We start from the raw sequence: 13,158 nt of genomic DNA, 5'->3' as shown, positions 1-13,158 counted from the left end.
ATTGAAAATGCGCGAACTCAAGCGGCTGCAGATCCCGGCCTTAAAAAACGAGCTAAACACGTCCTGCTCCGAAATCGTGGCGGAAGCAGCCTTCGCGCTTGCCTCCGGCATCATCGATACGATTCCATTCGTCGGTTGCAAGCTCAATGAGCAGCAGGCGCGGGCGTGGCCGCGATCCGGTGTGTTCACCGATGACGGCGTCGAAATGACCACCACGCCGCCTGAAATATTCGAGCTTTGCGAGCTACTGGCGGGCCATATCGAAAAGTGAGCGGCATTCGACGTCTTCGAGGTTTTCCACAAGATTGCGCGGATCGACCGGCTGATCGACTGGAGCCACGGAGGGTGCTCTCGCCCGAGCCGCATCCGGTAACGCATTGACAGACGGCGCGAAATATCTTCCCTATGGCGGCACGATCGCGGCCAGTTTGGCAGGAAGTGCGGCGTAGGCCGATCTTGCATGGGGCTCGTCCGTTGCGGCGTTTCGGACTTTGCCTTAGGAGAGTGAAGGCGGCTATCGAAGTCTGCCGGCAATGGTCTTTCAGAGACCGAGTGTGTTCTTGATGTCGAAGCCGCGCGCGAAGCTACCCTTCTCCGAAGAGACCTTGCAGGCCATGCTCGTCCGCGTGCTGCGCCCGCTGGTCAAGCTCGCGCTCGCTTCCGGCTTCAACTTCACCGCCTTTTCGGCAATTCTTCGCCGGCTCTATATCGAGGTTGCCGAGAAGGACTTCGCGCTGCCGAACAAGCAGCCGACCGACAGCCGCATCTCGCTTCTGACAGGCGTCCACCGCAAGGACGTCAACCGGCTGCGCGGACAGGAGATTGCGGCATCGTTGCTGACCGTCGGCGCTTCGCAAACGAGCCGCATCCTTGCCCGCTGGCTGGCCGACCCGCTCTATTGCGATGCCGAGGATAGGCCAAGCGCCCTGCCCCGCACCTCCAGCGACGGCAGCCCGTCCTTCGAGAGCCTGGTGAGCGATATCACCAAGGATGTCCATCCCCGCTCCATCCTGGACGACTGGCTGGACAGGGGCATCGTCGTTCTCGATGAAGAGGGCCGCGTCCGGCTCGACCTCTCATCGATCGTCCCGAATGCCGGCGACGATGCCCGCCGGCATTATTTCACCCGCAATCTTCGCGATCACGTGCAGGCGTCCGTCTCGAACCTGATGAACGACCCTCCGCCCTATTTCGAGCGCGCGGTTCATTATGACGGTATATCTCCGGCGCTTGCCGCCCGACTCGACGCGCTTGCGCGCGAGGAAGCGATGGCGCTGCTTCTGAAGCTCAACAAGGTCGCCCATCAGGCGATCAAGGACGATCCCGGCGGCAACAGCCGCTGGATCGCCGGGCTCTATGTCATGACCGAAGAGAGTGATACGGATTCCCGGGCGGACGCTGCTTCCAAGACGGAGGCGGACGAATGAGCCCGTCGATGATCTCGAGAAGACAGTTTCTGCTGGCCGGCATAGCGCTTCAGATCCTGAAGCCGAAATTTGCCGCGGCGCAGTCGACCGGCACCTCCGACCATGGGATCGGCGGGTCCGGCACCTCCATCCAGGGCGGTGGCGAGAATGAAGACCACGGCATCGGCGGAACCGGCATCGTCGGCACCATCCAGGGTTTTGGAAGCATCATCGTCAACGATATCCACATACCGTTCAGCGCGGCGACGCCGATCGAGATCGATGGGCGGCGTGTTCGCGCCAGCGCGATGAAGGTCGGGCATGTCGCCCGTGTGCTGCTGACGGGAAAGCGCGCCGCGCGCATCACGATCGTCAGCGAGGTCCAGGGCCGTATCGACCGGGTGCGCAAGGCTTCGATAACGATCCTCTCGCAAACCGTCGACACATCCGGTCTGGCGATGAAGGGCCTGCGGAAAGGCAAACGGGTGGCCGTCTTCGGCATTCGCAAACCAGACGGCACGATCGTAGCCCGGCGCATTGAGCCCCGCTCCTTCTCGGATGGCGCCCATGTCCGCGGGATCCCCGTCAAGAGCGGCAATCGCGTCCTGATCGGCGGCCTTTCGCTCGGAGGCGCGCACCGTCAACTGGTCGGCAAGCAAACCATCGTGCATCTCAAGACAGCGGCCGATCGGTTGGTCATCACCCGCATTCAGCCCGAACCCATAGTGCCGGGTCTCAAACGCGGTACCGTCAACATCGAGACCTTCCGGGCGAGCGACAAGGACGGACCGAGATCAGGCTTCGGGGGTTCGCCGCCTTTCGGGTCGATGCGGCTATCCCCGGATGGTCACGGCTTCGTTGATGTCGGCGTGCGGGATTCGAACAGAATAACCGGCTTTCCAAACCCGCATCCTCCCGGGGGCTTCGATTCCCGGCCGCCGGGCGGTTTCCCGGGCGGTCCGCCGCATGACCACCCGCCCTTTGGCAGAGCCGGTCCTGACGGCTTTTCCGGCCCGGGCAGACCAGGACCGGGACCCAGGCCGAACGGTCCGCCGCCGGGGCCGCCACCCGGCCCACCACCGGATTTTCCGGGCCAGCCCTGACGGTGCAACTGCGCGTTTGACAAATGGGAAAATTTCCCATTTATTGTTGCTGCGATCCCTCATTCGGATGATTCCGAAACAGGGCTTGCCGATTGGCTAGCGGATACCGCCCCACACCCGCTATCCAATCGTTGATTTTCCATTGCTTTCAAGCGAATAACGCGTTCCCGCGTAACCTCACGATGAATGGCCGCCGAAGGCCGATCCGAACCAAACCCTCGTCACCGAAGAGGAAACGGACATTGCTTTTGCTGCAACGCGAGCCCGAGATGCCGATGGAGACGGACGAACCGACCGTCGTTACAACCTGGGAAAACCGCGCGCAAATCATCGAAATCATGCATAGCGCGCGTGAGATGAGCCAGCAATTCCAGCATCTCTGGGATAAAAGCGGCGGAAGCGGCCGGCTCAGCCAAGACGACACGGACAGGCTGATCGAATTGCTGCGAGAGATCGGCAACCTCAACGACATGCTGATGCGATTGGCTTGAGTGGCGCCGTTGTCAATGTAAGTATTGCGACGATCGCGTCGTCTCTTGGCAAATTACAAAACTGGTCGGCTTGGCTTCAGGTTCGTGGCTGCGGTGCTTCTCAGATCAAAACTCCCACGGGGAAATCAATTCAAGGTTCGTGGTCACGAAATCGCTCAGGTTTCGCGTCGCGAGCCGACCGCCATTAACCCTCGCAATAGCTGCGATCATGCCATCCGGCGCCGACATGCCGCGCCCCTGATGAGCTGCGGTCCCCATGATCTCGCCATAGGCAAGAGCGGCTTCTTCGGTCAGGCCAAAAATCCGGTCCGCGAAGCGGCGCCGCCAGTCGGAAAGTCCCTGTTCGAGGCGCTCGGCTCGTTGGTCCGGCCGGATCTTCTGGATACCGAAAGCGATCTCGGCAATCGTCACCGTGGGCAGTGCCAGTTCAGCATCATGACGAACCAGCCATGCGATTACCGCTTCATCAGGCGATTTTCTCAACGTCTCCGAGACGACGTTGGTATCGAGAAAAATCAAAGCTCGATGCCTTTATGCGCCTGCCGGTCTTCTTTCAGGACGGCCTCGAGGTCAATATCCGTCCCACTTTGCTGCGAGAGCCTGTTGTAGAAGGACGATGCCGGCTCACGGCCGGCCTCGCGTATTTCATAGGATTCCAGCGCCCGCTCGACGATATCGGCTATCGAGCGGTTTTCGCGGCGGGCGAGTCGATGAGCAAGGTCACGCGCCCTTGCACTTCGTACGGAAAGCTGGGGTTCGGCCATGTTAATTTCCTTTACGACAGATATAGCGCGCTCCAGATGCGCCATCAAGATGGCAATTGACGGCTTGATACCTAGAATAGCGCGTTTCGCGGATCACCCCAATTTTGGGCAGTCTGGGAAGATCTTTTGGAGCCTCCCACATTCTAAAGAATTAACCATATCTCAGCGTTCTTGAGAAATAATGGCATGTGTAAATCAGGCATATCGAAGAAGAGAAGCCCAAAGTTATTTGGAGAGAGTCTTGGCATTTACCATTGCGCGCAGCCTGGTGGCATTTGGCATCGCCGTTTCAGCCGGTCTTTTCATGTCGATTGGATTGCAGCAATCGGCGCTTGAAAGGCTGAAAGTCAACGGCCCGGTTTACGAGCAGGTGGTCTACGGCAAGGATCTCATCGCCGATATATTGCCGCCGCCGCTCTTCGTGGTCGAGTCCTATATGCTCTCCTTCGAGGCGAGCAAATTCCCCGAACTCACCGAAACCAATCTGGCGAAGATCGCCAATCTGAAAGCCGCTTACGACGACCGTCGCGCCTATTGGAAAACCACCAGGCTGCCGCAGGCTTTGAAGGACGAGCTTGAAAACGATGTGCTGACGAAGGGCGATGCATTCTGGGACGTGATGAACCGCGAGATCATCCCGGCCCTGAAAGCAAAGGATGAAGACAGGGCCCACGGCGCGATCGAGCAATTGCGCGTCGCCTTCCATGCGCACCAGGATGCTGTAGAGAAGCTCGTCGCCAATTCCGACGCTTTCCTGAAGGGCGAGGAAAAGAACGCAGCTTCGGAAATCGTGACCTGGACGATCTGTGCGGGCGCTGCCGGCTTCGGCTCCTTCACTCTGCTGCTGGCGGGGCTCTATCTCCTGCGCCGCCGGGCAATCGTGCCGCTCGACGGCATGAAGGCCTATATGCGCAACCTTGCCGAGGGCGATTTTTCAACCGAAGTTCCCTATGCGAACCGTTCAGACGAGATCGGCGCCATGTCCAAGGCAGTCGCGGTCTTCCGTCGCAATGCGCTGGAACGCCAGGACGCGCAAAAGCGCGAAGCGGCCCTTCGCGATGCCGAATTCGAACGCGAGCGCAGCCAAATGGCCGAGAAGGCGGCCGAGGAGCGGACACGCGAAACAGTTATCAACGAGTTGACATATGGCCTGGACCAGCTGTCGCACGGCAATCTTGATTGCCGTATCACGACATCCTTTGCCGCCGCCTATGAGAGCTTGCGCGCCAAGTTCAACGACAGCATGAACGCGCTTTCCGCCTCAATTGCGGAGGTCGCCCAGACCTCCAGGCAGGTCGGCAGCTCCTCCGCCGGCATCACGGATGCCGCCGACAGCCTTGCATTACGCACCGAACAGCAGGCAGCGATGCTTGAAGAGGCTACGAGTGCGCTCGGCGAAATGAACGCCAAGGCCAAGGATGCTTCGAACCATGCCGGCAAGGCGACCGGCATGATGGCCGAGACGCGCAGCAGCGCCGAACATTCGGCGGCCATCGTTCGCGATGCGATCGCCGCCATGCAGAAGATCGAAGGTTCGTCCGCCCAGATCGGCGAGATCGTCAACGTCATCGACGAGATCGCCTTCCAGACCAATCTTCTGGCGCTCAACGCCGGCGTCGAAGCCGCCCGCGCCGGCGAGGCCGGCAAAGGCTTCGCCGTTGTGGCGCAGGAAGTGCGCGAGCTCGCTCTTCGATCAGCCAACGCCGCCAAGGAGATCAGATCTCTGATTTCCACGTCATCGTCTCAGGTTTCCACCGGCGTGGAGCTTGTCAACCGCACCGGCAGGGCGCTTACGGAAATCGAAGGTCAGGTCGAGCAGGTCGCCGGCCTGATCGCCCGCATCGTTTCGGTTTCCTCCGAGCAGGCGGTGGCGATCGGGGAAATCAACGCCTCCGTCAACGCGCTCGATGAGGTCACGCAGCACAACGCCGCCATGGCCGCGGAAACGGTCTCAGCCTGCCGCGCGCTCGGCAGCCAGACGCAGACGCTGGAAGGAATTGTCGGTCGCTTCCAAACCAATGCGGCAGCTGCCGGGTCAAGAGCGCGCAAGGCGGCTTGACACAGATCGAGGGGTGACATTCATCTCACACGCCCGCCGTCATTTCAGTTCGTCACAATCGCCACGACCCCAACGCAGTCGCCTGATTTGACCAGCCCCGGGAAATGCCGCGCACAGAGAATGCCGTCCATGGCGGCACGGATCTCGCGCGGCGCCTCACCCGTCCTCCCGGTCGGATAGATGCGGGCGATGACAGCATCCTTGGCGACCGCTTCGCCGAGGTCGATGGCGGGTTCGATCAACCCGCCCTGTTCCGCGAAGGAGAAACAGCGGCCGTCCGGCATATCAAGCCAGGTCGTTGGCCCGGTATCGACGGCACCGGCGACGATACCGGCATGCCGCAGCACGTTGATCGTGCCGCGTTTTGCGATCGCCGCTGTTCTGGCCGTGGCAGTACCTCCACCGCCGAGTTCGGTCGTGATGAAGATCTTGCCCATCTCCTCGGCCGCCGTGTCGTACATGCCGACCGCATCGATCTCCAGCATCTTCATCGAATAGGGTGCGGCAAAGGCTGTCACGAAATCGAAAGCCTGCGCCTCCTGTTGTTTGTTCGGCAGGATGTGCGCTGCGCAGAACGGGAGAAAATCGAGCGTCTTGCCGCCGGAGTGGAAGTCGAGCACGAGATCCGCCATCGGCAGAAGCACACGCTGGAAATAATCGGCGATCTTTTCGGTCACCGTACCGTCCGGACGACCCGGGAAGCTGCGGTTCATGTTGCCTCTGTCGATCGGCGAGGTCCGGGTTCCCGCAAGGAATGCCGGGTAATTCATTGCCGGCACGATGATGACAGCGCCGCTCACCTCCTCTGCCTGCAGCGAACGGGCGAGATCGAAGAGCGCGATCGGCCCCTCGTACTCGTCGCCGTGATTGCCGCCGGTCAGGAGCGCCGTCGGTCCCTTGCCGTTCCTGATGACCGTTATCGGAACCATCACCGAGCCCCAAGCGGAATCGTCGCGACTGTAGGGCAGCCTCAGGAAACCGTGCTGGACGCCCTCGGCGGCGAAATCCACCGTCGCGCTGATCGGCGACGGCCGCAAGCCAGTCTCTGTCATGACAGCCTCAATCCTTGACCATCAGCTTGCGCGGAACGCTGGCGAGGCATTCGACACCGCTCTCGGTGATGAGGATGCTCTCCGTCGTCTCGAAACCCATGTCCTCGAGCCAGAGGCCGGTCATGAAATGGAAGGTCATGCCGGGCTTCAACTCCGTCCGGTCGCCTGGCCGCAGGCTCATGGTGCGCTCGCCCCAGTCCGGCGGATAGGAAAGCCCGATCGGGTAACCCGTGCGGTTGTCCTTGACGATCCCGTATTTCTTCAGCACCGTGAAGAAGGCATTGGCGATATCCTCGCAGCGATTGCCGGGTCTGGCGACCGCAAGACCGGCTTCCATGCCTTCCAGGGTCGCTTTTTCGGCGTCGAGAAAGGCCTGCGTCGGCTTGCCGAGGAAGACGGTGCGCGACAGCGGCAAATGATAGCGGTTGTAGCAGCCGGCAATCTCGAAGAAGGTGCCCTCCCCCTTCTTCAACGGCCGATCATCCCAGGTCAGATGCGGTGCGGATGCTTCGACGCCGGACGGGAGCAGCGGCACGATGGCCGGATAGTCGCCGCCGATGCCGTCGACGCCGCGCGTGCCGGCATCATAGATTTCCGCCACCAGATCGCACTTGCGCATGCCGACTTCGATCTTGTCGAAGATGCGGGCGTGCATGGCTTCCACGATCCGGGCCGCATTGCGCATGTACTTTATTTCGGTCTCGCTCTTGACCGCGCGCTGCCAGTTGACCAGCGCGGTCGCGTCGACGAAGCGCGCATTCGGCAGATGCCTCTGCAGCGCGGCGAAGGCGGCGGCCGAAAACCAGTAATTGTCCATCTCGACGCCGATCGTCAGCTTGGCAAAGCCGCGCTCCGTCAGGATGCCGGAGAGGTAATCCATTGGATGACGCTCGGTGGATTGCACGTAGTGATCGGGATAGCCGACGATATTGTCGTGCGTGAGATAGGCGGTGAGCTTGGCACCATTGGCGTCCTGGCCGCGGCCGAACCAGATCGGCTCACCCTGCGGCGGCACGATCACCGCCTGGTGCACGTAGAAGGACCAACCGTCATAGCCGGTCAACCAGGCCATGTTCGAGGGATCGCTGACAACAAGCAGGTCCACACCCTTCGCTTCCATGGCACGCCGTGTTTTTTCCAGCCGCGCGGCATATTCGCCGAGCGAAAACTTCAGATTGGGCTGGGTCATGTTTCTTCCCTTCTTTTCCGGCGCCGCGCCGGTCAGCTTTCGAATGTGGTCCCCGCCATCATCGCGCCGGCGCGGGCGAAGGCAAGGGTGGCGATAGCAGTGTCCTGGATGCCGGTGCCGGTGAGGTCGGCAATGGTGATCTGGTCGCTGCTCGTTCTGCCCGCCGTCCGACCGGAAACGATCCGGCCGAGCTCGGCAAGCTCGGCATCGGCCGCGACCAGGCCGGCTTCGATTGCGTGGTGCAATTCGCCGAGGCGGCGCGTCTGTTTCAGATTGTCGGCGACATAAAGACCGGCCCGGACGATGGCCGCCGGATCAATTTCGTTCTTGTGCTCCGCATCCGACCCCATGGCTGTCAGATGCTGCCCGGGTTCGAGCCACTCGGCTTCGACGATCGGTTTTTCCGCAGGCGTGGTGGTCACGATAATATCGGCGCCGGAGATTGCTTCTCTCGGATCCGAGGCGGCACTGACGGGAAATCCAAGTTTCCCGCTCAATTCGGCCGCTGCCTTCTGCGCCCTGGCGGCATCACGGGCCCAGATCCTGGCCTCGGCGATAGGCCGCACCAGCGTCAGTGCTTCGAGTTGCAGCCGAGCCTGCATTCCGGCGCCGAAAATTGCGGCCACGCTGGAGTCTTGCCGTGACAAGTATTTCGCGGCGACGGCTCCGGCTGCCGCGGTGCGCACATCCGTGAGATAGCCATTGTCCAGAAGCAGCGCCTGCACCAGGCCGGTCCGGCTGGACAGCAGCACCATCATGCCATTGGTGCTCGGCAGTCCGATCTTTGGATTGTCGAAGAAACCGGGGCTGATCTTGATGGCGAAACCTTCAATGCCCGGAACATAGGCGGTCTTCACATCGACCTCACCCCGATATTCCGGAATGTCGAGCCGCAGAATTGGCGGCATGGCGACTGCCTTCGTGGCAAGCGCCGCGAAAGCCTGCTCGATGCAGGCGACCGCATCGCGATCGAGCACCACGATCTTGCGCAATTCCGCTTCCGTCAGAATGATCATGCGGTTCATGGGCCACCTTCCGTGAATGCCGTACCCTCGCCGTTGATCACCCGGCGGTGCTGTTCCATGTCGACATTTCGCCCGGAAAGGATCGCAACGACCGGGCCGCCGGAGCTGATCTTGCCCGCCAGCAGCGCTGCTATTCCGACCGCTCCCGCCCCCTCGATGATCTCGCGCTCGCAGGCATAGGCATGACGCATGCCTGCGGCGATCTCCGCCTCCGTCAGCAGGACGACCTCGTCGAGAAGCGCCTGGCACATGGTGAAAGTCACGCGATTGTCGAGGCCGATGCCGCCGCCGAGCGAATCCGCAAGGCTTCTCACTTCCTCGACCTGCACCGGCCGTCCGGCATCGAGGCTCGCTTTCATCGCGGCGCCGTGTTCCATCGTCAGGCCGATCACTCTCGTTTTCGGATTGACGCCCTTGATCGCGGCGGCAACGCCCGCGGCAAGGCCACCGCCCGAGAGCGGCACCAGAACCGTGGCTGTCTGCGGCAATGCATCGACGATCTCGAGCCCCAGCGTTCCCTGCCCGGCTACGACAGCCGGATGGTCAAAAGGCGGAACCATCACCAGCCCTTGCTCTCGCACCAACCGGTCCACCTCCTCCTGCGCCTCGTCCTGTGATCGACCGACGATGCGCACATCGGCACCCAGACGGCGGATTTCTGAAACCTTGTTCGCCGGCACCAGCCGCGACATGCAGATCGTCGCGACCATGCCTTGTGCCTTCGCCGCATGGGCAAGCGCCCGGCCGTGATTTCCCGTCGAGGCGGCGACGACGCCACGCACGCGTTCCGCCGGCGACAATGACGCTACCGCATTGGTCGCCCCGCGAAGCTTGAAGCTGCCCGTCGTCTGATGATGTTCGAGCTTCAGCCAGACCGGAACGCCCGCGATCTCGCCGAGCGATGCCGACGACACGATCGGCGTTTCCACAACACGGCCGGCGATCCGGTGCGCCGCCGCACGGATATCCTCCATCGAAACTGGCAGGAGACCCTTCATGCGCTCAGCCTTCCCCATAGGGTCTGGTCATCAACCGACCGAGTTCGGGCCGCGCCTGATCATCGCCACAGAGCCGCAGGCAGGCCCAGGCGGTGGCGAGATTGCTGGTCACCACCGGCTTGCCGGTCTCGGCTTCGATGCGGGCGGCGACCTGTGCGGCGCGCACTGCAGTGCAGGAAATGAACAGTGCATCGGATTGCGGCGCCAGCGCCTGGCGGGCGAAGGCTGCAATGTCATCCGGCGCAATCCGTGCCATCTCGCGGTCGTCGCTCAGACCGAGGCAGGTAAAGAGATCGATCGCAAAACCAAGACGGGTGAAATAATCCGCCATCGGCCGGCTGGTTTCGACTGTATAAGGCGTCAGCACGGAAATCCGCCTGGCGCCGAACGCCTTCAGGGCTTTCACAGCCGCCGCCGTTGGCATCACAACGGGAACGCCGGGTTTGGCCGCATGGATCGCTTTCTCGATCTTGCGGTCGCCGATGACAACAGAGGCGGAGGTGCAGGAATACATGACGGCATCCAGCGTCTCATCCGGCAGAATGAGCCCTGCGCCTTGGGTCAGCGACGGCTGCATCTTCAGGAGATTCTCCGGTGTCACCGGATTGGCGTAGTGGATGCGGCTGACATAGACGCCGATACGGTCGCTGGCGACCATCCGCCGGAAGTCGACTTCCGTCGTGTGGTCGGTCGCCAGGATGACGAGGCCGATGCGCTTTTCCAGCGGCCGGTCGTCCAGCCGTGGCAGTCGGCCGGCGGGAATGATCTCGATCGATGCCGTCATGTCAGTCATCCACCCTGGCATAGCGCTCCTCGAGCCAGCGCAATCCGACAACCGAAATCAAGCTGATGACGAGGAAGAAGACGCCGACGAGCGTCATGGGTTCAATATAGCGATAGTTGCTATTGGCGATACTTTTGGCCTGGTTCATCAATTCCAGCACGGTGATCGCCGACAGCAGCGGCGTTTCCTTGAACATGGCGATGAAATAATTGGCGAGCGCCGGGATCATCGGCGGGATCGCCTGCGGCAAGATCACGTGGATCCAGGCTTGGCGCGTCGTCAGATTGGTGGCCTTGGCCGCCTCCCATTGTCCGCGCGAAACGTTCTCGATGCCGGCGCGATAGACCTCGGCCGTATAGGTCGCATAATGAATGCCCATGCCGATGACGCCGGCGGTGAGCGGCGACAGCCGGATGCCGATATCCGGCAGGACGTAGAAGATGAAGTAGAGCTGCACCAGCAGCGGCGTACCGCGGATGAATTCAGAGACGAAGCCGACCGTTCTGGAAATGACGGCGACCGGTGACCGCCGCGCGATGGCAAGCGCGAGGCCTGCGACCATGGCGACAGCAGCGCCGAGGATAGTCGCGAGAATGGTGATCTTGAACCCTTCGAGAAGGGTCGGCATGATCTGCCAGACGAAGTCCCAATCCCATTCCATATGATCAGGTCCTCATGCCATCGAGGCCGCGTGTCATCCGTCGCTCCAAGAGGCGCATCGCCGCCGAGATGGCGGAGGCCATGAGGAAATAGAGGATGAGGATCGCTGCGAAAGGCACCAGCGTATTGCCGGTCTGCGCCCGCACCACTTGCGCCTGAAAGGTCATGTCGGTCAGCGAGATCAGCGACACGACGGCAGTGCCCTTCAAAAGCTCGATCGCATTGTTGCAGAAGGTCGGCAGCATCAGCGGCAACGCCTGCGGCAGTATGACGTGGCGCATGCGCTGGTATCGCGACAGATTGAGCGCGATGCAGGCTTCCGATTGTTCGCGCCCGACGGCCTTGACGGCGCCGCGCACCACCTCCGCGCCATAGGCGCCGACATTCAGACCGAGCGCCAGCACGCCCGCCTGCAGCGGCGTCAACGTCAATCCCGCGAAGGGCAGGACGAAATAGACCCAGAAGAGCTGGACGAAGATCGAGGTGCCGCGAAAGAATTCGATATAGGCAGTCGCCAGAGCCCGGAGGGCAAAGAAGCGCGACAGGCGGCCGAGGCCGGCCAGGAAGGCCATGACGAGCGCCAGCGCCGAGCCCATGATCGTCAGCTCGAGCGTCACCAGGGCGCCTTGAAGGATCAGTGTCAGATAGCCGGACCACACCGACATCGGCAGCTCACTTCTCTGGAGATGGTGCGAAGGGCAATCGGCCATGGCGGGAGCATGGCCGGCTGCTTACATCAGATCACTTGGCTGCGGCGCAGAGCTTTTCGCGGCTCGTCGACATCGCCGCCTTGGCCGAGAAGCCGTAGGGTTCGATGATCTTGGCGAATTCGCCCGATTCCTTCAGTTTCTTCAGCTCGACGTCGAAGGCATCGCGAAGCGCGACGTCCTGCTTGCGGAAGGCGGCGCCGTCGCAATAGACCGGCGCGTTGACGACGGGGGCGACGGTTTCGAGGTTCGGATCGTTCGCTTTGGTCAACAGATCGTGGATCGACAGGACCGGCAGCGAATAGACGTCGATGCGGCCGTCCTGCAGCATCTTAATGCCGCTCTGCCCGTCCGGAACCACGATCACGCGGTCACGCGGCACGCCGGCTTCCAGCGCCAGCTTCTCTTCCGTGCCGCCGCCCGGCGCGCCGATCTTGGCGTTCGGGTTATCGGCGATATCCTTGTAGCTCGTCAGCTTCAGCGGGTTGCCCTTCTTGAGAGCAAAGGCCTCAGCGTCGCATAGGATCGGTTCGGAATAGGCGACGGCATTGCAACGTTCCGGCTTCATGAAGAGGCCCGCCGTAATTGCGTCGTGTCGGCCGGCCTGCAGGCCGGGAATCATCGCGCCGTACTCGGAGATCGAGGCAACGACTTCCTTGACGCCGAGCTTTTCGAAGATCACCCGCGCCACGTCGGGCGCGGCACCCGAGACCTTGCCGTCGGCGCCGACCGCCGTGAACGGCGGCTCGTTGGCGATGGCGATACGGGCAAAGCCCTGCTCCTTCAGCTGTTCGAGCTTGTCATCGCCGGCGCAAGCCTGGCCGGCTGCTGTCATCAGCAGCGCCGACAGGCCGATGGCGTTCAAAATATATCCTGCTTTCATCGTTCCCAACTCCTCTGGCTTTCCTTGCGCTTTGTTT

The 13,158-nt window shown here is 61.8% G+C and carries 15 protein-coding genes; 5 read left to right on the top strand and 10 right to left on the bottom strand.

Going from position 1 to position 13,158, the window contains the following annotated elements:
• The first annotated feature begins 7 nt into the window (after window positions 1-7).
• The 4 genes from NL154_RS22965 (at window position 8) to NL154_RS22950 (ending at window position 3,000) form a co-directional block, all read left to right on the top strand.
• A complete protein-coding gene (locus NL154_RS22965; protein WP_434734257.1) occupies window positions 8-271 on the top strand; it encodes a DnaT-like ssDNA-binding protein in 264 nt (87 codons plus the stop codon).
• Between the two features lie 262 nt (window positions 272-533).
• Window positions 534-1,427, top strand: a complete 894-nt coding sequence (locus NL154_RS22960) for a DUF6502 family protein (protein ID WP_434734256.1) — start codon at window positions 534-536, stop codon at window positions 1,425-1,427.
• On the top strand, window positions 1,424-2,509 hold the full coding sequence (locus NL154_RS22955; RefSeq protein WP_434734255.1) for a DUF5666 domain-containing protein: 1,086 nt from the start codon (window positions 1,424-1,426) through the stop codon (window positions 2,507-2,509). Before NL154_RS22960 ends, NL154_RS22955 begins: the two co-directional genes overlap by 4 nt.
• A 242-nt stretch (window positions 2,510-2,751) precedes the next feature.
• Window positions 2,752-3,000 carry a hypothetical protein gene (locus tag NL154_RS22950; protein ID WP_434734254.1) on the top strand — a complete coding sequence of 83 codons (249 nt, stop codon included), beginning with the start codon at window positions 2,752-2,754 and terminating at the stop codon, window positions 2,998-3,000.
• Between the two features lie 105 nt (window positions 3,001-3,105).
• Here the strand turns inward: NL154_RS22950 and NL154_RS22945 are convergent, their stop codons facing one another.
• Window positions 3,106-3,519, bottom strand: a complete 414-nt coding sequence (locus NL154_RS22945) for a type II toxin-antitoxin system VapC family toxin (protein WP_210631923.1) — start codon at window positions 3,517-3,519, stop codon at window positions 3,106-3,108.
• Window positions 3,516-3,764, bottom strand: coding sequence for a type II toxin-antitoxin system VapB family antitoxin (locus NL154_RS22940; RefSeq protein ID WP_210631922.1), 249 nt, complete (start codon window positions 3,762-3,764; stop codon window positions 3,516-3,518). The genes NL154_RS22945 and NL154_RS22940 overlap by 4 nt, the downstream gene beginning before the upstream one ends.
• A 241-nt stretch (window positions 3,765-4,005) precedes the next feature.
• Here NL154_RS22940 and NL154_RS22935 point away from each other — a divergent pair, with 241 nt between their 5' ends.
• Window positions 4,006-5,823 (top strand): methyl-accepting chemotaxis protein, encoded by a 1,818-nt coding sequence (locus NL154_RS22935; protein WP_210631921.1) that lies wholly within the window; start codon window positions 4,006-4,008, stop codon window positions 5,821-5,823.
• 44 nt (window positions 5,824-5,867) lie between these two features.
• On the opposite strand, the gene doeB is transcribed toward NL154_RS22935, so the two are convergent.
• The 8 genes from doeB to ehuB all read right to left on the bottom strand — a co-directional run bounded on the left by doeB (window position 5,868) and on the right by ehuB (window position 13,121).
• Complete coding sequence (doeB, locus tag NL154_RS22930; protein ID WP_210631920.1) at window positions 5,868-6,875, bottom strand: N(2)-acetyl-L-2,4-diaminobutanoate deacetylase DoeB; 1,008 nt, start codon at window positions 6,873-6,875, stop codon at window positions 5,868-5,870.
• 7 nt (window positions 6,876-6,882) lie between these two features.
• A complete protein-coding gene (gene doeA / locus NL154_RS22925) occupies window positions 6,883-8,064 on the bottom strand; it encodes an ectoine hydrolase DoeA (protein WP_210631919.1) in 1,182 nt (393 codons plus the stop codon).
• A gap of 32 nt (window positions 8,065-8,096) precedes the next feature.
• Window positions 8,097-9,089: an ectoine utilization protein EutC gene (gene eutC, locus NL154_RS22920; RefSeq protein WP_434734253.1), complete on the bottom strand. Its 993-nt coding sequence runs from the start codon at window positions 9,087-9,089 to the stop codon at window positions 8,097-8,099.
• A complete protein-coding gene (gene eutB, locus NL154_RS22915; protein WP_210631917.1) occupies window positions 9,086-10,087 on the bottom strand; it encodes a hydroxyectoine utilization dehydratase EutB in 1,002 nt (333 codons plus the stop codon). The genes eutC and eutB overlap by 4 nt, the downstream gene beginning before the upstream one ends.
• Window positions 10,088-10,091: 4 nt before the next feature.
• A complete protein-coding gene (gene eutA, locus NL154_RS22910) occupies window positions 10,092-10,871 on the bottom strand; it encodes an ectoine utilization protein EutA (protein ID WP_210631916.1) in 780 nt (259 codons plus the stop codon).
• 1 nt (window position 10,872) lies between these two features.
• Window positions 10,873-11,532 carry an ectoine/hydroxyectoine ABC transporter permease subunit EhuD gene (ehuD, locus tag NL154_RS22905; protein ID WP_221127060.1) on the bottom strand — a complete coding sequence of 220 codons (660 nt, stop codon included), beginning with the start codon at window positions 11,530-11,532 and terminating at the stop codon, window positions 10,873-10,875.
• 4 nt (window positions 11,533-11,536) lie between these two features.
• Window positions 11,537-12,196, bottom strand: coding sequence for an ectoine/hydroxyectoine ABC transporter permease subunit EhuC (ehuC, locus tag NL154_RS22900; RefSeq protein WP_207603351.1), 660 nt, complete (start codon window positions 12,194-12,196; stop codon window positions 11,537-11,539).
• A gap of 76 nt (window positions 12,197-12,272) precedes the next feature.
• Window positions 12,273-13,121 carry an ectoine/hydroxyectoine ABC transporter substrate-binding protein EhuB gene (gene ehuB / locus NL154_RS22895; protein ID WP_210631914.1) on the bottom strand — a complete coding sequence of 283 codons (849 nt, stop codon included), beginning with the start codon at window positions 13,119-13,121 and terminating at the stop codon, window positions 12,273-12,275.
• Between the last annotated feature and the right edge of the window lie 37 nt (window positions 13,122-13,158).

It is taken from the genome of Rhizobium sp. YTUHZ044, assembly GCF_051123975.1.
GTDB lineage: Bacteria > Pseudomonadota > Alphaproteobacteria > Rhizobiales > Rhizobiaceae > Rhizobium.
Note: the sequence above shows the minus strand (reverse complement) of the source record. Positions and strands in the feature narration are given on the sequence as shown.

Coding starts and splice junctions, on each gene's coding strand:
- NL154_RS22965 (WP_434734257.1), top strand. CDS start 8: ATGCGCGAACTCAAGCGGCTGCAGATCCCGGCCTTAAAAAACGAGCTA.
- NL154_RS22960 (WP_434734256.1), top strand. CDS start 534: ATGGTCTTTCAGAGACCGAGTGTGTTCTTGATGTCGAAGCCGCGCGCG.
- NL154_RS22955 (WP_434734255.1), top strand. CDS start 1,424: ATGAGCCCGTCGATGATCTCGAGAAGACAGTTTCTGCTGGCCGGCATA.
- NL154_RS22940 (WP_210631922.1), bottom strand. CDS start 3,764: ATGGCCGAACCCCAGCTTTCCGTACGAAGTGCAAGGGCGCGTGACCTT.
- doeB (WP_210631920.1), bottom strand. CDS start 6,875: ATGACAGAGACTGGCTTGCGGCCGTCGCCGATCAGCGCGACGGTGGAT.
- doeA (WP_210631919.1), bottom strand. CDS start 8,064: ATGACCCAGCCCAATCTGAAGTTTTCGCTCGGCGAATATGCCGCGCGG.
- eutC (WP_434734253.1), bottom strand. CDS start 9,089: ATGAACCGCATGATCATTCTGACGGAAGCGGAATTGCGCAAGATCGTG.
- eutB (WP_210631917.1), bottom strand. CDS start 10,087: ATGAAGGGTCTCCTGCCAGTTTCGATGGAGGATATCCGTGCGGCGGCG.
- eutA (WP_210631916.1), bottom strand. CDS start 10,871: ATGACGGCATCGATCGAGATCATTCCCGCCGGCCGACTGCCACGGCTG.
- ehuD (WP_221127060.1), bottom strand. CDS start 11,532: ATGGAATGGGATTGGGACTTCGTCTGGCAGATCATGCCGACCCTTCTC.
- ehuC (WP_207603351.1), bottom strand. CDS start 12,196: ATGTCGGTGTGGTCCGGCTATCTGACACTGATCCTTCAAGGCGCCCTG.
- ehuB (WP_210631914.1), bottom strand. CDS start 13,121: ATGAAAGCAGGATATATTTTGAACGCCATCGGCCTGTCGGCGCTGCTG.